Raw genomic sequence first — 19,157 nt, forward strand, 5'->3', positions numbered from 1 at the left:
CCTTAGTGTGCAGGATAAGCTGAATCTACAGAATGTGGCTGAGCATTAATCGCAGATTGCACTTCGACTACATCATCAAACCAGTGACGAACGCCATCTACTTCCTGATAGTTTTCATGACCTTTGCCAGCAATCACGACAATATCTCCAGCTTGAGCTTGAGCGACCACAAATTTAATCGCTTCACGGCGATCATGAATTTCATGTACGCTGTGTTCTGCAAAATCAATTCCCTGCTTCATATCAGCAAAAATCTGTTCAGGGTTTTCAGTTCGTGGATTATCCGAGGTGAGAACTACTGGATTAGCATGATCAAGCGCAGCCTGAGTCATTAAAGGACGCTTACCGCGATCGCGATCACCACCGCAGCCAAATACCACCCATAATTGTCCAGTGACATGACGTTTCAACGTGGTTAACACCTGAATCAATGCATCAGGTGTATGTGCATAATCAACGACAAATAGACGATCCGCATCTTGAATGACTTGCATTCGTCCTGGTGCACCCTTAAGTTGCGGAACAAACTGCACTAAATCAGCAAGCGAAAAACCAGCATATTCTGCTGCAATCAAGCTTGCTAATAAATTTTCTACATTAAAATGTCCAAGCAATGGGCTTTGCACAGCAAATCTACCTGTTGGACTAATCAATGTAAAACTTGCACCACTCAAGCGATATTGCAAATGATCAATATAATAATCCGCAGAAGTTTGAGTCAAAGAATAAGTCAAAACTTTCGGTTTTGATGGATTTTCTTTCGCAGCAGCCAGCATCACGTTTGCATGTGCATCGTCGATGTTAATCACAACGACTTTTAATGTAGTAAATTTAAATAATAGCGCCTTAGCTTCTGCATAAGCCTCTAAAGTACCGTGATAATCCAAATGATCACGACTTAAATTACTATAAACTGCTATCTCAAGATCACAACCATTCAGACGACCTTGTTCCAGACCATGCGAACTCGCCTCAAGTGCAACAAAATTAGCCCCTTGTTTAGCGTAATCATGCAATGCCTGCTGTAAGTGCAGCGCATCTAAAGTGGTGTGGGTTGAAGGGGTCAAGTTTGGCAAGATACCATTGCCTGTTGTCCCCATCACTGCACAGCCTTGCCCTTGCGAACTAATTAACTCTGCAATTAAGCGTGAAATCGTGGTTTTACCATTGGTACCTGTGACTGCAATACCACGTAATGACTCTACAGGATCGACCGCTTGTAAATATTGCTGCTGCCATTCACCCATAAGAAAACGTACTTCAGGGCAAACCCATTCGTTCGCAAGCCCCAAACTTGTTTCACTAATGACCGCCAATGCCCCTGCATTCAGCGCATTTTGTGCAAATTGACGGGTTTTTTCAGGTTGGCTATAACTACTTAAAGCAATAAAAATCTGCCCAACTTCAATCTTACGGCTGTCTAGACAAAAGCCTTGAAAAGGCTGAGTGAACCAAGCCGCATCGATATGAATCGGATATATCTGCTGAAAACTAATCGACATAATCTACCTACGGATTGGATTTTATAGAGGTATCAAGTGGTTTATCTAAAGGTACATTCAGTAATCGTAGCGATTCTTGCATAATTCTCGCAAAAACGGGCGCTGCAACGAGACCACCATAATAACGACCTTGAGGATTTTCAACGACGACAATCATCGCCAGACGAGGATCACTCACTGGAGCAACCCCAGCAAATAAGGCACGATATTCATTACTCGAATAACCTTTACGGTCAGCTCGTAATTTATGTGCCGTACCTGTTTTACCACCCACACGATAACCAGGAATATTGGCCTGTGTAGCTGTACCACCTGGCATAGTAACTTGCTCAAGCATCAATAACACTTGATCTGCAATCTTAGGATCAAGAACTTGCTTACCTTGGGGTGCTTGATCTAATTTTCTAAGACTTAATGGCATTTCCACACCATGGTTTGCGAGCATCGCATAACCTTGTGCAACTTGGAGAATGGTTGCGTTTAAGCCATAACCATACGCCATCGTACCCAACTGAGAGGGGTTCAACTTATCACCCGAATACAACAGCCCTGCGCTCTCGCCTGGAAATTTCACATCAGAACGATGCCCAAAACCGACACGACGGAAGAATGATGGAATCGCATCTTTAGGTAACGATAACGCAAGTTTGGCTGAACCCACGTTAGATGATTTAACAATAATACCTGTCAGGGTTAATGCACCATAGTTGTGTGTATCACGAATGGTATGCCATCCCAACTTCATTGAACCTGGTGAGGTATTCACGATTGTGTTTGGCGTGTATTTGCCACTTTCTAAGGCAGCTGCAACAGTAAATGGCTTCATCGTCGAACCTGGTTCGAACATATCGATTGCACCACGGTTACGCATTGCATCTTTGTTGGCTAAACCATTTTTATCATTTGGGTTATATGACGGCCAACTGGTCATTGCTAAAATTTCACCAGTTTTTACATCTACAGCAATAGCGGTTGCCGAACGAGCATTATTTGCAACACCAGCAGCGGTCAATTCACGATACATAATATATTGCAAACGTGAGTCGATACTGAGCGTGACATTTTCACCTGACTCGACTTCTTTAATCACTTCTGAGACTTTAAGACGATTACCTTTTTTATCCCGAATAATTTTTTGTTCACCATCGACGCCTGACAACTGTTTATTCAGTTGCATCTCTAAACCTTCAACCCCAACACCTTCACTATTGGTTAAACCAATAATTTGTGCATTCGGCTGTGGTTGCGGATAGTAACGCTTATACGTCTTTTCAGCATAAACCCCTTGAAAGTTTCGCTTGGTAATGAGGTCAGCTTGCTGTGGTGGAATTTCTTTTTGTAGTACCAAATAACGTGAGCGTGGACGAGCTTCCATTTGCTTTTTGAGATCAGCACGGTCTACACCAACCGCATCTGCCAACTCATCCAAATTCAAGTTTTTATCAGGTAATTGACGTTTTAATTTTCGGTTATGTGGATCTTTTTTTAATTCGGCTGTGATTTCATCAAATTGCTGTTTCGTTTCCCAATAATCTCTTGGGTCAATCACAATTTTCATGATCGGTGTACTAATCGCTAAAGGCACTCCGTGGCGATCACTAATCACACCACGCATTGCTTCTAGGCGTTCCGTACGCAAAATATTGGCATTCGCTTTATTTTGTAAAAAGTCTTTATTGACCACTTGCACATAAAATGCACGTGCAATCAATACAATAAAGCACAGCAATACCGTACCCCAAAGCAAATAAAATCGCCACATGTCTAATGCAAGTGTCGGTCTTTCAGAAATAGACTGCTGTTTTTTTCGTATTGGTTTACTTCGCTTATCTGCCATACAGCATGCCTTATTTGTCTTGCTTTGAAGTCATAGGTAAAGAAATCACAACCGTTTGTGCTGCGGGTGGTGAAAACATCCGCAATTGTGTAACAGCACGAGAGCCAATCTGCGCAGTTGCACCAAACGTTTGCTGTTCAATCAGCAAGCGCCCCCATTCTGCATTCAGATCGTCTCTTTCACGCATATAAGCACTTAAATCACGATAATCATGACGATATTCAAACACTTGAAAGACCACCATCATTGCGCTTGTGAATACCATCGCCATCAGCACAGCATACACTACAACTTTTTTCAGTCCTTTCTTGCTGCTAGATATGATCTCATCATCATTCTTTTTATTCATTATCTGCCTTTCTGCTCTAAACGCTCTGCTACACGTAACCATGCACTACGTGAACGAGGATTTGCTTTTACTTCTGCTTCACTCGCACGAATACGAGACACTTTCTTTAAACGTCGCGTATCAACCTGTGCTTGAGGCATTCCCCAACCATGATCTTCCGCTAAAGTTGATTCTTTTTGAATAAATTGTTTAATCAAACGATCTTCTAAAGAGTGGAAGCTAATCACAGCTAACTGTCCTTGTACTTTCAACAATTCTACAGCTTGCGGTAAAAACGTTTCAATATCATCAAGCTCTTTGTTAATTGCAATACGAATCGCTTGGAAAGTACGCGTTGCAGGATGTTTATGCTTTTCCCATTTCGGATGAGCAACTTTGACAATTTCTGCAAGTTGAGCAGTTGTCGTAATTTCACCTGCCAATTTAATCGCTTTGGCAATACGACGGCTATAACGCTCTTCGCCATATTGGAAAATAATATTGGCTAATTTTTCTTCTTCGATTTCAAGTAACCATTCCGCCGCAGTTAAACCTTGAGAATTATCCATACGCATGTCTAGTGGGCCATCTTGCATAAAGCTAAACCCACGTTCTGCTTGGTCAAGTTGTGGTGAAGACACACCCAAATCGGCCATAATGCCGTCAACTTCGGTAATACCAATATTTATTAATTCCGCCTGAATATCGGCAAAACTGGCATGAATAATTTTAAACCGCGAATCTTCTCGTTCTAATTCTGCGGCAACTTCAAGTGCCTGAGGATCTTTATCAAAGGCGTAAACACGTGCATTTTGATCCAATTTGGAAAGTAAGAGCTTGGTATGCCCTCCTCGACCAAACGTTGCATCGACAAAAATACCAGTATCGCGACCTGCCAATACGCCATCAACGGTTTCATGAAGTAAGACAGAAATATGCGACATAACAATAGGATCAATAGCTAAAAATGTAACTGCACATTATCACCTTGTTTTATCCCAGTACCAAACGACTTTTTGTAGAGAATTCTTAACTTTTCATAGATAAAACCGTTTTCTTATCATTTTTTATGCAACAAAAAAGCAAATACTCGGTGTATTTGCTTTCCCATCTTCAATCACAAATTTTACATATAATTTATTTACTGTTTATCTGCATAAATTTGATCAAAAATCGCACCATTCACAAAGTGTGTTTTTTGCGCTTTTGCCCATCCACCAAATACATCGTTAATGCTGAATAGTTTGATCTTTGGAAATTGTTTCGCATATTTTGCTGCAACTTGCGGATTACGTGGACGGAAATAATGTTTTGCCGCAAGTTCCTGCCCTAAAGGTGAATAAAGAAAATTTAAATAACCGCGCGCTAAATTGCGATTACCATCTTTATCCACGGTTTTATCTACAATCGCAACTGAAGGCTCAGCCAAAATCGAAATTGATGGATATACAATATCGTATTTATCTTTACCTAAACCTTGGGTCGCCAATAAAGCTTCATTTTCCCATGACAGTAACACATCGCCTATACCTCGCTCAGCGAATGTGGTTAAAGAACCTCGCGCTCCCGAATCAAGTACCTTGACATTTTGGTATAACTTTTTCACTAAATCACGGGCTTTAGTCTCATTACCACCGGGTTGTTTCAACGCATAGCCCCATGCCGATAAATAAATCCAACGCGGTGCACCCCCTGTTTTCGGATTTGGGGTAATAATTTCGACACCCTCTTTGGTGAGATCATTCCAATCACGGATATTTTTCGGATTTCCTTTGCGAACAAGGAAGACAACCGTTGATGTATAAGGTGCAGAATTATTTTTAAATTGTTTTTGCCAATCTTTACGAATGAGACCTGCATTGGCAATTTCATCAATATCATTCGCCAAAGCCAATGTCACAACATCAGCCTGTAAACCATCAATTACCGATCTTGCCTGTTTGCCTGAACCACCATGCGATTGTTTAAAATCGACCTCTTGACCTGTACGCTGTTTCCAATATTGACCAAATGCTTGGTTATATTCTTGATAGAACTCTCGTGTTGGATCATAAGATACATTTAAGAACATTGTAGCTGCCTGCGCTATGCTACTTAAACCCAAAGCAAGCAATGCTGCGGCGATCACTGTTTTCATTTATTATTCACTCATTTTCTGTATATCTGTGACCACTATATTTATTTAAAAATAATTTACAATCAAATAGTTATATCAATAATTTAGAAATTATTCTTTTTTTTATATATCGTGATATTAAGGATGTATTGCAGTTAAAATGCTAAGTGTTTATTCATGTTATTTTTATTTTGAGAAAAATTATCATTCTCCACTTTTTCTACACATTTGCTTGTTAGATTTGATTTGCAGATATTCTAGCCATCAGGCTTACAATACCCAAAATCGTGTTTATTTATTATTTTTTGTAAAAAGTGTGACATGGTTATATTTTTTATTAAAATTTATGTTTGAATCGTATGATTAAAGCAATACTATAGTCATTTAGTTAGTCTTGTAGACTCGAAGTCATGAAGGGGATGTTACCGTGCAAGCATCAAAACTTAAAAAAACACTATGCTTAAGCTTATTTTTGGTGTTTTCTATTCAAGTTGGACATGCAGCCGCAATTGAAGAAAACAATAATATTAAAATGATAGACAAATCGTCTTCGTTAATTGTGAAAGCGCTTGATCAACAAAAACGTAATACAGCCATGTTGCCTTCAACAGATGACGAATTAAAAATGTTGAATACGATCCGTACAACGCCAACGCAAACGTTCTTTGCAAGCCAACACGAACGTTTTTCACGCTTTGTTCAGACTATTTTTCAACCGCACACATCTTGATCTTTTAAATATGTAACGCTCTACATGTTTAAATAAGCCTAGTCATGCTGTGACTAGGCTTTTTCGTTATAATAGTTTCAATTTTAATTTAAGCTTCGATAATTTATGAAAGTTCGTACCCGTATTGCGCCTTCTCCTACAGGTTTCCCTCATGTAGGTACTGCTTATATTGCGTTATTTAATTTATGTTTTGCTAAACAGCACGGCGGTGAATTTATTTTACGTATTGAGGATACAGATCAACTCCGTTCAACACCTGAATCAGAAAAGATGATTTTAGATTCTTTACGTTGGTTAGGATTGAACTGGTCAGAAGGTCCAGATGTGGGTGGCCCTCATGCGCCGTATCGTCAATCGGAACGTATGGGGATTTACAAACAATATGCCTTAGATTTGGTTGAAAAAGGACATGCTTTCTATTGTTTCGCAACAGCAGAAGACCTAGACCAAATGCGTGCAGAGCAGCAAGCACGTGGTGAAACGCCAAAATATGATGGACGTGGCTTAAAACTTTCACAAGAAGAAGTACAACAACGCCTTGCTGCGGGTGAACCACATGTCATTCGAATGAAAGTACCTGAAGATGGTATTTGTAAGATTAATGATTTGCTTCGTGGTGAAGTGGAGATTCCTTGGGCACAAGTTGACATGCAAGTGTTGCTAAAAACGGATGGTTTACCAACTTACCATCTTGCTAATGTCGTGGATGATCATTTGATGGAAATTACCCATGTATTACGTGGGGAAGAATGGCTGCCTTCAGCGCCTAAGCATCAGTTGCTTTACCAATATTTTGGTTGGGAAATGCCAACTTTATGTCATATGCCATTGTTACGTAACCCAGATAAATCAAAACTGTCTAAACGTAAGAACCCAACTTCTATTAACTATTATCGCGACATCGGTGTATTACCAGAAGCATTATTGAATTATTTAGGTCGCATGGGTTGGTCAATGCCTGATGAGCGTGAAGTATTCACGTTACAGGACATGGTTGAAAACTTTGATGTACAGCGTGTTTCATTGGGCGGCCCAATCTTTGATGTTGAAAAACTTAATTGGCTGAACGGTCAATGGATCAAAGGCTTAACACCGGGACAACTTCTAGATCGCCTATTAACATGGAAAAGTGACCGTCAAACACTTGAAGACATTGCGGCTGCGATTCAACCTCGTATCAATCTACTCTCAGAAGCTGTGAATTGGGCTGGTTTCTATTTCAATCACATGCCACAAATCAGTAAAGAACAGTTTGAAAGCAAAAAATTGACCGAAGAACAAGTTCGTCAAAGCTTACAATTTGCAATTTGGCGCTTAGAAAGTCAGTTTACGTGGAATAATGATACTGTCAGCCAAACACTGATGGATTTAGCCACTCAAATGGAAGTTAAACTTCGTGACTTTATGCCAGCATTCTTTATTGCGATTGCGGGTTCAACGAGTTCAACGCCTGTGATGCAATCTATGGTAACACTAGGTCCTGATTTGACTTTTGCACGTTTACGTCATGCCTTAGAAATCGTAGGTGGGCCAAGCAAGAAAGAACTTAAAGTTTGGGAAAAATTAAACGAATCACTCAAACTGCCGAAAAATGATGCAAATAGTGAGAATTAATTCAGTTTAATCATTGACGTGTGAGCGCATTCGCCCTAATATTGCGCTCACACAGACTGGGGTCATAGCTCAGTTGGTAGAGCGCTACAATGGCATTGTAGAGGTCAGCAGTTCGATCCTGCTTGGCTCCACCAAACTTCAATTTGTGTTGCCTCAATAAGTCCCTATCGTCTAGAGGCCTAGGACATCGCCCTTTCACGGCGGTAACCGGGGTTCGAATCCCCGTAGGGACGCCATATTTTATGCAAAATAATTAAAATTATAATTTTCAACTAAATATTCATTCATTCAGATTGCACATTTCAAAATTTTACATAAAATACCCGCTTCTCCACGCTTGGACAAATTGTGGTATGCAATCTTCCAACTCAAATGCTACCTCTGAATCAAAAACATTAAAACGTGCAATGAGCACCCGTCACCTAGTGATGCTTTCATTGGGCGGTGCAATTGGTACAGGTTTATTTTTAGGTTCTGGCGAGGTCATCGCTCAAACAGGTCCTATCGGCGCAATTATTGCCTACTTTTTAGGTGGTTTAATTGCCTATATGGTCATGCTCTGTTTAGGTGAGCTCGCAGTACATATGCCTGTGGCTGGATCTTTTGGCGCATACGCTCAAAAATATATTGGCCCAGGAACGGGTTATATGATTTCTTGGCTGTATTGGCTGACATGGACCGCAACGCTTGGTACAGAATTTACTGCCGCAGCCTTACTCATGCAAGAATGGTTCCCTCATATTTCAATGTGGATTTGGACCATTATTTTTGCAATTACAATTTTAGGATTAAATTTAAGTTCAACCCGCATTTTTGCTGAATCAGAATTTTGGCTTGCATTAGTCAAAGTCGTTACTGTTATTGTCTTTATCCTTTTAGGTTTATGCGCAATTTTTGGTTTCATTCCATTCCAAGGCACTGAATCAGCACCGTTATTTCATAACTTAACGGCACATGGTTGGTTTCCACAAGGTCTTTTTCCAATTTTCACCACGATGTTAATTGTTAACTTTGCCTTTTCTGGAACTGAACTCATTGGTGTTGCCGCAGGTGAAACCAAAAATCCAGCTGAAAATGTTCCGAAAGCAATTAATGCAGCAATTTGGCGACTATTAATTTTCTTTGTGGGTACGATTGTTGTTATTAGTGCATTACTTCCTTTCCATATAACTGGCCTAGGCGGTGATGGAGTGAGTAGCAGCTCTTTCGTAACAGTATTTAAATACATCGGTATTCCATATGCCGACGATATTATTCGCTTCGTGATTATTACTGCCTTATTATCCGCTGCAAACTCAGGTCTCTATGCGGCTTCTCGCATGATGTGGTCTTTATCTGATCAACGCCAACTGCCAAGCATATTCTCAAAATTGTCTAAGAGTGGTACGCCTATCATTGCGCTAGTGGTAACCATGTTTGGCGCAATTCCCGGATTGCTATCTGAGCATTTTGCCCCAGAGACAATTTTCAAGAATTTACTAGGTGTTGCTGCATTTACCATGGTCATCGTATGGATGAGTATTTGTTGGAGTCAGTTTAACTTTAGACGCCAATGGTACAAGGCTGGACATTCAGCAAAAGATTTAAAATTTGCTGCACCACTTTATCCAATCGTTCCCATCTTAGGTTTTGTTTTCTGTTTAATTACAGGTCTCAGCATGGCATACGATCCTGAAATGCAGGCTGGTTTTATTGGATGCTTACTGTTTATTGCCGCTTGTTATTTAAGTTACTACGTTTTATACCGTGATCGTAAATAAAATGATAATGAATAAAAAATGCAGCTTAGGCTGCATTTTTTATTTAACTTAAATTAACTTGCTTGATGATTTGACTTTAACTTCTTTATTTTGATTATTTATTCTACGATATGTTTTATTTTTAGGCACTCACAAGATTTTTTTAGATTTTCTTTGGAAAAGTGTTTGACACCCTATCCAATTCACCCTAATATACGCCCACCTCTGAAACGTCCCTATCGTCTAGAGGCCTAGGACATCGCCCTTTCACGGCGGTAACCGGGGTTCGAATCCCCGTAGGGACGCCAATATTTATTATTGTTTTCAGATGTATGCCTCATATAAGTCCCTATCGTCTAGAGGCCTAGGACATCGCCCTTTCACGGCGGTAACCGGGGTTCGAATCCCCGTAGGGACGCCAAATTCTAAAAAGCCACTGCATTGACAGTGGCTTTTTTATTGCTTACTCACTTCCAATTCCAACTTGGACTTCTAAACGTCCAGACTGAACTCGTAAGCCTCGGATCTCAAATTGATCAACTAATTGTTGTACCAATTCACGGCTCTCTTGCAAAATATTAAGTCCTGGCAAAATACTAAAATCAGTCAAGCTTAATAGCTTATCGACCATCCATGAGCGGTTATTAATGAAATCAATAAAACCCGCTTCTTCAAGGTCGATATACCATAAACGATGCCCTTCTTTTTGAATCCCTGGCACATCACGAATGAGGTGATTGATCAAAAATGGGATCGGTAAGGAATTAATCACTTCAAAGCTGATATTACCGACACGTCTTGCTGCCCAATTTGTTAAAGTACCACCATGACGAATTTGTAAGTCCAGATGCTCATCGACCTGACAAAGACGTAAATATTTTTCCTGCCCAATACGACATTCTAAAACATTGAACTCTAAAGACAGTCGATATAGGAAACGGCGATAGTGTCCATCTAATTCGATATGAAAGCGATCATTGCCACATTCAATTTTAATATCATCAATTTCAGAACGATCCATACGTTTCCGAATTTGATTATTGAGCAGCATTTCAGGCAAATATAAGGTGAGGCTACTTTTCCCTAACGATGCACGTGCCATTGCCAACGCAACTTGACGCGCTGCTTCACTTGTTTCTGATACCATATCACGAACAGTATTTCGCATCCCTTCAACACCACGTTTGGTGTGATGGGTAACTTGATCTAAGGCATCTAAGGCAGCATCTGCGACACCCGCGATATTACGAGAGGTATCACTCGCAAACTCAACAGCATCTTGTGCGTGCTGTAATGTCTTATTGATTAACCGACGTGATAAAGACGGTTTTTCATCTGATGATTCTATATCTGCAGGCATAATATCGAACATTGCCTTTTTGTCATCTTGTCGATTCAAGATGTTCTCCCTCTTCCCTTTCTCAGCAACTCAATTTTGATATGAGCAACAATCTGTTTTATCAACTTATTGGCTGTTTTTATGTAGATTAGCATGCTATTTAGCGCAATTTGCGTCTTTTTGTTGCACACTTTTAAATTAATTTAATCATCCATTTTCTAAATATGTTTCATTGGTTTTCAATTAATTTGATGAGTTGTGATGTATATAGAATATCTTCATCTGTCTCATGCTGGAATTTCCATTGCTTGGGTAACGAGACTTTAAACAATCTTAAAAAGAAATTTGCACTTAAATCAGGACTCTCCATGCTAACCAACATTAGCTTGTCTTGGGTCAAAAGATGACCTTCTCCCTTTTCGATGCGAGCTAATCGTAATTTTAGAAGTTTGGTAGGCAGCATGCGATTCCTTGCGCATTATTCAACACATTCAGTTCACAAATTAGCATGACTGATATTATTTTAGCGAACAGGTTTAGACGAGCTGCGACCGATATGGATTGCTCGAATCAACTTAATATTTTAAAGATAGTACAAAATAAGTAAGTTTATGTATTTGAACAACGTAGGATTTTAGCTTTTGCATAATTTTCGCTAAAATAAGCAAAATACTATAGGAAATCTTTATGCAATACCGTTGCCCTAAATGTCAAAGCGTGAAAATTATGCCTGTCAGTCAGGGTGCCAACAGCCCTCGTCCCAATGTGCCAAAAAGCCTGGTGCTTTTAGTGCCTGCAATCTTTATGTTACTCCTGCTCGTTCTCATTAGCGTGGGCATGTGGATTTTTGGGCATGGCGCTGGTCAAGGCCTGCAAATTGCGACCGTTGCAGTATTTATTGTCTGTATCATCGCGGGCATCTTATTTTGGCGAGATTTGCCTGATTTCAAAATTTCCATGCAGGCTTTTATGCAAGCGCAAAAGCATTGGAAATGCCGTGACTGTAATCACGAATGGCAAAACTAACACGTTGCTCTAAATTCCGATTCACATCAGCTCAGTGCTGATGTGAATGAGTGTGTTGTTCATCTTCAACATGTTGATGAGTATGCTGACAATTCATTTCAGCATCATCTTCGATCTGCAAAGTCACTTCAACAATACCATGTTCATGCGATAGCATTTCTGTAGCAGCTTGATGTAGTTGTTTGCGATCTGCGTTAGGTGCAAATAAATGAACGGTTAGGTGAATATTTTTTGAAGTAATCGCCCAAACTTTCAATTGATGGATACTTTCAACGCCATCTAAAGCCAATAGATCAGTGCGTAACTTTTCAATATCAACCTCTTCAGGTACACCTTCTAATAAAATATTGATACTTTGTCTGAGCAAAATCCATGTTCTTGGTAAGACCCAAAAACCGATCGCGACCGCAATAATGGTATCGACCCAATACCAATTGGTGTAATAGATAATCACAGCACCAATAATCACACCGACAGAACCTAATGCATCACTTAGCACTTCTAAATAAGCACCTTTCATGTTCAAACTTTCAGTCGCACTCGACATTAGTATTTTCATGGAAATCAAATTAATGATTAATCCAATTGATGCGACCACCAACATGCCTATACTTTGAATTTCGGGCGGTTGGGTAAATCGTTGATAGGCTTCGTAAAGAATATACATCGCCACAAAAAATAACATAGATGCATTAAATAATGCCGCCAAAATCTCAAAACGCTGATAACCGAAGGTACGCTTATCATCAGCAGGGCGTTTGGCAATTTTAATCGCAGCTAAAGCAATCGCTAATGCAGCGGCATCAGTGAACATATGTGCAGCATCGGAAAGTAATGCCAAACTCTGTGTGATGATACCTGCGATAAATTCAATGACTAAAAAAGTTGTGGTCAGTATTAGCGCAATCGTTAGTTTTTTTGCATTGCCTTCTGTAACGGCAGCATGACTATGATCATGCCCTTGATGTCCACTCATGTTGGACTCCTTATCATTATCAAAGTAAGACTGTTCAGCCCCACAGTCGACCAAAGCATGAATCATGCTTTGATCGGTTCAGATTCTTCTTAATAAAATGCTTAATTAAGAAGATAACATAAATGGATTAGATTGCGGTTTCCTGACTTTTTGCCTCTTTACCTTCATTCATCCAACGATAGACCACAGGCAAAATCAGCAATGTCAGTAAAGTGGAAGAAATAATCCCACCAATCACCACTGTTGCCAATGGACGTTGTACCTCCGCGCCTGTACCTGTGGCAATCGCCATCGGAATAAAGCCCAGTGATGCCACAAAGGCCGTCATCAGAACGGGGCGTAGTCGGAGAATCGCACCCTGCCATGTCGCTTTATGTACATTAAACTGCTCACGCAGCTCTTTGATGAAACTCAGCATCACTAAACCGTTGAGTACTGCGACACCAGAGAGCGCAATGAACCCAACACCTGCTGACATCGACAAGGGGATATCTCGCAACCAAAGTGCGACTAATCCACCTGACAACGCAAATGGCACGCCACTAAATACCAGCAAGCTTTCTTTAAAGTTATTAAACACCGCCATCAACAGAACAAAGATCATCAGCAATGCCAATGGCACCACAATCTGCATTCTGGCTTTTGCCGAGGCCAGATTTTCAAACTGACCGCCATAACCAAGCCAATAACCGCTTGGTAATTTTTGCTGAGATAATTTCTGCTGCATTTCACCCACAAATGAGCCCAAATCACGGTCGCGTACGTTGGTGGTGACTACAACACGGCGCTTGCCATTTTCACGGCTGACTTGCGCCAAGCCTAAAATATTCTCCACTTTTGCCACGTCTTGCAGTTTGATCAAACCACCATTCGGTAGTTGAATCGGTAACATCGCCAATTGCTGCGGCGTACGCATCCCATCATCCAAACGCACCACAAAATCAAAACGACGGTCACCCTGTAAAATCTGCCCAACACTTTGTCCACCAATACTGGCAGCAACCAAATCCTGAATGGATTTCACCGATAAACCATATTGTGCAGCCAGTGCGTGATCGATATCGACATTGAGCAAAGGTAAGCCATCAGTCTGCTCGACTTTGACTTCACTTGCACCAGTAATCGTTCTCAAGGTTTGCGCGACTTTTTCTGCTTCTTGGTTCAGAACCTGCATATCATCACCAAAAATTTTCACCCCAATATCACTACGTACGCCTGAAATCAGTTCGTTGAAACGTAATTCAATCGGCTGAGAAAACTCACTGTTGTTGCCTGGAATTTTCTCAACATAGGCCAACATTTTGGTTCGAAGCTCGTCAATGGTTTCCGATTTATCTGGCCATTGATCACGCGGCTTTAACAAAACGATTGCATCAGAAATATTAGGGGGCATCACATCCGTTGCCACTTCGGCCGTACCTGTACGGGCAAAGATCGCCTTGATTTCTGGAAACTCTGCGAGTAATTGCTTCTCAACACTTTCCTGAATCTTCAGTGATTCTTCAATTCCTGTACTTGGTGCACGCATCAACTGTAAAGCAAAGTCACCTTCACTCAGTTGTGGCGCAAACTCACTACCGACACGCGAACCAATCGCAGCGGTGAGTATCAAAATAGTCACTGCACCGGCCACCACCACATAGCGGAAAGCATAGGCTTTATCCAGCAAGGATTTATAACCGCTTTTTAATGCCGCCATCCAACGGCTTTCTTTCTCTTTGACCTCACCGGTAACAAATAATGCCACCGCAGCAGGGACGAAAGTCACCGATAAAATAATGGCACCGATCAAGGCCAAGACCACGGTCATTGCCATTGGATGGAACATTTTCGCTTCTACACCTGCCAGTGCAAAGATTGGCAAATACACCACCATAATGATGATTTGTCCAAAAATCAGCGGACGTCTTGCCTGTTTTGCCGCCAAGAAGACTTCGGTAAAGCGTTCGGAACGGGTCAGGAGTCGACCTTTATGGTGTTGAGCCTCTGCCAGCCGTCGGATACAGTTTTCGACAATCACCACCGCACCATCGACGATAATCCCAAAGTCCAATGCGCCTAAACTCATCAGGTTGGCACTGATTTTTTGCTCCGCCATCCCTGTCAGGGTAAACAGCATAGATAAAGGAATAATACAGGCAGTAATCAATGCCGCACGGAAGTTACCTAAGAACACAAACAGGATCACAATCACCAAGATTGCACCTTCGATCAGGTTTTTCGCCACCGTCTTAATGGCTTTATCAACCAAGTTACTGCGGTTATATACCGTTTCGACCACCACCCCTTCAGGTAATGAACGTTTGATTTCCTGCATTTTGCTGTCGAGTGCTTGAGCGATGGATTTACTGTTCTCACCCATCATCATCATCGCGATACCCAGTACGGTTTCTTCACCGTTATAGGTGGCACCCCCTGTTCTCAGATCATGTCCAATCGAAACTGTTGCAACATCGGCAACACGGATCGGCAAACCATTCTTGGTGCTGACCGTGACATTCTCAATGTCTTGTACGGTTTTCAACATCCCCGGAATACGTACCGTCAGCTGTTGTCCATTTTCTTCAATAAAACCCGCACCGCGGTTTTCATTATTTTCAGTGAGTACAGTTTGCAAATCGGTTAACGGAATTTGCAGTTGTTGCAAACGTTTCAGGTCTGGAGAAACCACATAGGTCTTGTTATATCCCCCAATGGTATTGATTTCAGCAACACCCGGCACACGTTGTAATTGAGGACGAACAATCCAGTCCTGAATTTCACGCAGGTCCATGGCCTGATAAGGCGTACCATCGGCCTTTTTGGCATTCGGTTCAGCTTTGATCACCCATTGATAGATCTCGCCTAGACCAGTTGAAATCGGTGACATTTGTGGATCAATATCATCAGGCAAAGCACTCTTGGCTTCCTGTAAGCGCTGGTTAATCAGCTGACGCGCCCAATAGATATCGGTACCATCTTTAAAGATCACCGTGACTTGGGACAAGCCGTAACGGGAGATGGAACGGGTTTGTTCCAAGTTCGGAATACCCGACATGGCATTTTCAATCGGATAAGTAATCCGTTGTTCAACCTCAGGGGCAGTGAATCCTCCCGCCTGACTGTTAATCTGCACCTGCACGTTAGTAATGTCAGGTACGGCATCAATCGACAGTTTTTGGTAGCTATAAATACCGACCCCGATCCATGCCACCACAAACAGCATGACCCAAATCGCATTGCAGATTGAAAACTGAATAATCCGATCAAACAGACCTTCCGCGGGAGGAAGCTGCAACTTATCTTTAGTGTCCATGCTCAGCCTCTCCCTTCTCGATCTCAGATTTCAAAAGGAAACTGCCTTGACTGACATATTGTTGCTTTTCAGTCAGACCCGATTGGATTTCCACCCACTGCCCATCACTTGAGTAATTACCCAGTTGTACAGGTGTTGGAGTGAAATGCATTTGGTCTTTCTCTTGCTTAGCGACAAAAACCGTGGCTTTACCCTCGATCTGCTGAATCGCCCCTTTGGCAACACGAAGCACAGGCTTCTTGTCCGTACCATCTAATAACACGTTTACCATCAAATTAGGTCGAAGTTCTTTGGCTGGAGTTAACACTTTGGCCCGCACCTGCAAACGACCTGTCTGCGTATCTGCTGCGGTGGTCAAAGTCTGGATTTGTGCTTTAAAGCTATTATTGGTTTGCAGCGACTTAAACTCGATCTGCTGATCCGGTTGGACATTGATGTTATTGACGCTTGGTAAAATAAACTCAATCCAGAGTTGATCCAGCTGATCAATCACAAATAACTGCTTATCTGCGGTAATTTGCTCTCCCACCACAATATCTTTCAGACTCACCACACCGCTTAAAGGTGCAGTCAAGACATAGCGACCCTGACTACCACTAGATGCACCCAAGGCAGATAAGCGGCTACGTGCAGCTTGTACCTGAATCTGTGCCTGACGATAGGCATTGTAGGCACGTTGATAATCCTGACGTGCAGAAACCCCTTGTTCCCAAAGTTGTTTTTCACGTTGATAATCTTGCTGTGCAAGGGTTAAAGCTTCTTGTGCAATACTTAAATTAGCCTGCTGATCTACCAGATCAGGGATAAATAGAGTGGCTAAAACTTGCCCTTTCTTGACTTGTTGGTCAAGTACCGCATTAACACTTTCCACACGCCCAGCAAAGGTTGCTGAAACATGCGCTTGCTGATCAGTATTGGTCACCAGTTTTGCTGGGTAAGCAAATTGCTGTCCGACTTCACCCACACCAACCTGAGCCAGCTTAACCCCATATTCAGTCATCTGTTTTGGGCTGAGATTTAAGCTACCTTCCTCACTTTCCGCCTGCCCAGCCTCACCTTCTGTATGTCCTTCCTCACCTTCGCCATGACTATCAGCTGCTGCATCACTGCTGGCTTTGTTCTTGCCCGTGAAAAATAATAACGCGCTCAGGACTAAGCCAACGGCAATAACCAGAATGACCCAGAACCACTGCTTTTTAGATTTATTTGTCGACATTATTCTGCTCCTACTACAGCGGGAAGGTTATTGGTATCTTTCCAGAGGGTTTGATTAATCTGATTTAAGGCATCACTTGAACTCACCATACTCAGCTCAATTCCTAGTGCTAAACTTTCTGCATCAATTTGCTTTTGCCATGCACTCTTGAGTAACTGCACTTTATTTAAACGTTGATCCTGCAATTGCATGGTGGCTTGCTGCACATCGGTAATGGCATATTTACCGACTTTGAAACCGAGCAACATTTTCTCTTGTACCGTTTCAGACAATGGAATTTGTCGTTGATTGACGAGATCGAACTGTTGTTTCAATCCCGCCAACTCTGCTGTTAAGGTCTGAATCGCATTCAAGTTCTGCTGCTTGTAAAACTGTTGCTGTTTGACCAGTAAATCTTGTTTGGCATTGGCAATTCGCAATGAATACTGTTGACGATTAAAAATATTCAACGGGATATCGATACCCACTCGGAACTTGTTATCGGTCGAATTGGTTTCTGCGCTTTTACTTTGCACCATGCCTAAATTGACGGTTGGATTTGGTCGGTTGGATACTTTTAAATAATCGATATTGGCTTTTTGACGCACGATATCGAGTTGAATAGCACGCTCAAATAAATTGTTCTGCAAATAATCTTGCAAATCATTTTGTTGTGGCCAGACATTGCTTGCCTGAGTAGAGAAGCGGTTATCGGTACTGCCCCACAGATTTGCCAATTGACGCTTTGCAGTGGCTAAAGAGAGTTCGGTTTGTTGAAACAACCGTTGATTTTCAATATGCGCCATCAAGGTACGATCTAAATCGACCTGCGCAATGCTGCCCGCTTTGAGTCTTAAGCGAGTTGCATCCAAAGTGTCCTGACTGGTTTTTAACTGTGCCTGAACCACATCATGTTCCAGCTCTAGCACCACGACTTGCGACCATAGATATTTAACTGCTAACTCAAGTTGCGCATTGTAGAGTTCCTGATTAAGGCCCACTTGAGATGCTTGTACATCGGCAAGCTTAACCGCAGCACGACGTTGACCAAAAATGTCTAATTTTTGTGAAACACCAAATTCCAACTCTTTGTCTTTGCCTGACCTAAAGTCGGTTTGCTGAATAGAAATACTTGGATTCGACCATAACCCGGCTTGTTTCACATTGGCCTCAGCGATTCCTTGCTGCGTTTGCCACACCCCTGTGCCTGCCTGATATTGTTTCACATCCTGCAAGATTTGCTCAAAATTCAGATTACGTTGTGCAGCCTTGGTTGCAGGCTGATTTGCATCAAGTAAAGATTCTGCGGCAATGGATGGACTCAAAATAGCAGTGCTTAAGGCAAGTGCCAACACTGACCACTTCAATGACAATTGAGTACGATTTTTTCGCGTATGCTGCTCAACTGCATGAATACGCTGATTTAAACTAGAAGACATATAAAGCCCCGCAAAGTAATA

The 19,157-nt window shown here is 41.7% G+C and carries 13 protein-coding genes, 4 tRNA genes and 2 pseudogenes; 8 read left to right on the forward strand and 11 right to left on the reverse strand.

From position 1 onward, the window contains the following. Positions 1 to 2: 2 nt before the first annotated feature. The 5 genes and pseudogenes from ABLB98_RS12890 to ABLB98_RS12910 form a co-directional block, all read right to left on the reverse strand. On the reverse strand, positions 3 to 1,502 hold the full coding sequence (locus ABLB98_RS12890; RefSeq protein WP_005156610.1) for a UDP-N-acetylmuramoyl-L-alanyl-D-glutamate--2,6-diaminopimelate ligase: 1,500 nt from the start codon (positions 1,500 to 1,502) through the stop codon (positions 3 to 5). Between the two features lie 3 nt (positions 1,503 to 1,505). Continuing rightward, positions 1,506 to 3,339 (reverse strand): annotated as a pseudogene (ftsI, locus tag ABLB98_RS12895) (penicillin-binding protein PBP3). A 10-nt stretch (positions 3,340 to 3,349) separates the two neighbouring features. After that, complete coding sequence (locus tag ABLB98_RS12900; RefSeq protein ID WP_005156612.1) at positions 3,350 to 3,688, reverse strand: cell division protein FtsL; 339 nt, start codon at positions 3,686 to 3,688, stop codon at positions 3,350 to 3,352. Continuing rightward, positions 3,688 to 4,611: a 16S rRNA (cytosine(1402)-N(4))-methyltransferase RsmH gene (gene rsmH, locus ABLB98_RS12905; protein WP_348882401.1), complete on the reverse strand. Its 924-nt coding sequence runs from the start codon at positions 4,609 to 4,611 to the stop codon at positions 3,688 to 3,690. Before rsmH ends, ABLB98_RS12900 begins: the two co-directional genes overlap by 1 nt. A gap of 197 nt (positions 4,612 to 4,808) precedes the next feature. Next, positions 4,809 to 5,804 carry a sulfate ABC transporter substrate-binding protein gene (locus ABLB98_RS12910; RefSeq protein WP_348882402.1) on the reverse strand — a complete coding sequence of 332 codons (996 nt, stop codon included), beginning with the start codon at positions 5,802 to 5,804 and terminating at the stop codon, positions 4,809 to 4,811. Positions 5,805 to 6,210: 406 nt separating this feature from the next. Here ABLB98_RS12910 and ABLB98_RS12915 point away from each other — a divergent pair, with 406 nt between their 5' ends. From ABLB98_RS12915 to ABLB98_RS12945, 7 genes are all read left to right on the forward strand, one after another. Then, positions 6,211 to 6,513, forward strand: a complete 303-nt coding sequence (locus ABLB98_RS12915; RefSeq protein WP_348882403.1) for a DUF4179 domain-containing protein — start codon at positions 6,211 to 6,213, stop codon at positions 6,511 to 6,513. A 105-nt stretch (positions 6,514 to 6,618) separates the two neighbouring features. Next, positions 6,619 to 8,127, forward strand: coding sequence for a glutamate--tRNA ligase (gene gltX / locus ABLB98_RS12920; protein WP_005156634.1), 1,509 nt, complete (start codon positions 6,619 to 6,621; stop codon positions 8,125 to 8,127). A 58-nt stretch (positions 8,128 to 8,185) separates the two neighbouring features. Then, a tRNA-Ala gene (locus ABLB98_RS12925) sits at positions 8,186 to 8,261 on the forward strand. Positions 8,262 to 8,287: 26 nt separating this feature from the next. Beyond that, positions 8,288 to 8,363 (forward strand) — tRNA-Glu (locus ABLB98_RS12930). A 117-nt stretch (positions 8,364 to 8,480) separates the two neighbouring features. Then, positions 8,481 to 9,887 (forward strand): amino acid permease, encoded by a 1,407-nt coding sequence (locus ABLB98_RS12935; RefSeq protein WP_348882404.1) that lies wholly within the window; start codon positions 8,481 to 8,483, stop codon positions 9,885 to 9,887. Between the two features lie 211 nt (positions 9,888 to 10,098). Next, a tRNA-Glu gene (locus tag ABLB98_RS12940) sits at positions 10,099 to 10,174 on the forward strand. A 37-nt stretch (positions 10,175 to 10,211) separates the two neighbouring features. Continuing rightward, a tRNA-Glu gene (locus ABLB98_RS12945) sits at positions 10,212 to 10,287 on the forward strand. Positions 10,288 to 10,329: 42 nt separating this feature from the next. Here ABLB98_RS12945 and ABLB98_RS12950 read toward each other — a convergent pair. Both ABLB98_RS12950 and ABLB98_RS12955 read right to left on the reverse strand, forming a co-directional pair. Beyond that, positions 10,330 to 11,238 (reverse strand): hypothetical protein, encoded by a 909-nt coding sequence (locus tag ABLB98_RS12950; protein WP_227505855.1) that lies wholly within the window; start codon positions 11,236 to 11,238, stop codon positions 10,330 to 10,332. 199 nt (positions 11,239 to 11,437) lie between these two features. After that, a pseudogene (locus ABLB98_RS12955) lies at positions 11,438 to 11,668 on the reverse strand (hypothetical protein); the annotation flags it as partial. A gap of 224 nt (positions 11,669 to 11,892) precedes the next feature. Between ABLB98_RS12955 and ABLB98_RS12960 the strand changes: the two are divergent. Further along, a complete protein-coding gene (locus ABLB98_RS12960) occupies positions 11,893 to 12,231 on the forward strand; it encodes a hypothetical protein (protein WP_287690778.1) in 339 nt (112 codons plus the stop codon). Positions 12,232 to 12,262: 31 nt separating this feature from the next. Here ABLB98_RS12960 and ABLB98_RS12965 read toward each other — a convergent pair whose 3' ends face one another. The 4 genes from ABLB98_RS12965 to ABLB98_RS12980 all read right to left on the reverse strand — a co-directional run bounded on the left by ABLB98_RS12965 (position 12,263) and on the right by ABLB98_RS12980 (position 19,136). Further along, positions 12,263 to 13,207, reverse strand: coding sequence for a cation diffusion facilitator family transporter (locus tag ABLB98_RS12965; RefSeq protein ID WP_336942501.1), 945 nt, complete (start codon positions 13,205 to 13,207; stop codon positions 12,263 to 12,265). Between the two features lie 127 nt (positions 13,208 to 13,334). Continuing rightward, positions 13,335 to 16,502: a CusA/CzcA family heavy metal efflux RND transporter gene (locus ABLB98_RS12970; protein ID WP_348883386.1), complete on the reverse strand. Its 3,168-nt coding sequence runs from the start codon at positions 16,500 to 16,502 to the stop codon at positions 13,335 to 13,337. Next, positions 16,492 to 17,718 (reverse strand): efflux RND transporter periplasmic adaptor subunit, encoded by a 1,227-nt coding sequence (locus ABLB98_RS12975; protein ID WP_087535955.1) that lies wholly within the window; start codon positions 17,716 to 17,718, stop codon positions 16,492 to 16,494. Before ABLB98_RS12975 ends, ABLB98_RS12970 begins: the two co-directional genes overlap by 11 nt. Then, positions 17,718 to 19,136, reverse strand: coding sequence for a TolC family protein (locus ABLB98_RS12980; protein WP_087535954.1), 1,419 nt, complete (start codon positions 19,134 to 19,136; stop codon positions 17,718 to 17,720). The genes ABLB98_RS12975 and ABLB98_RS12980 overlap by 1 nt, the downstream gene beginning before the upstream one ends. Positions 19,137 to 19,157 lie beyond the last annotated feature (21 nt).

It is taken from the genome of Acinetobacter yuyunsongii (assembly GCF_041021915.1).
GTDB lineage: Bacteria > Pseudomonadota > Gammaproteobacteria > Pseudomonadales > Moraxellaceae > Acinetobacter.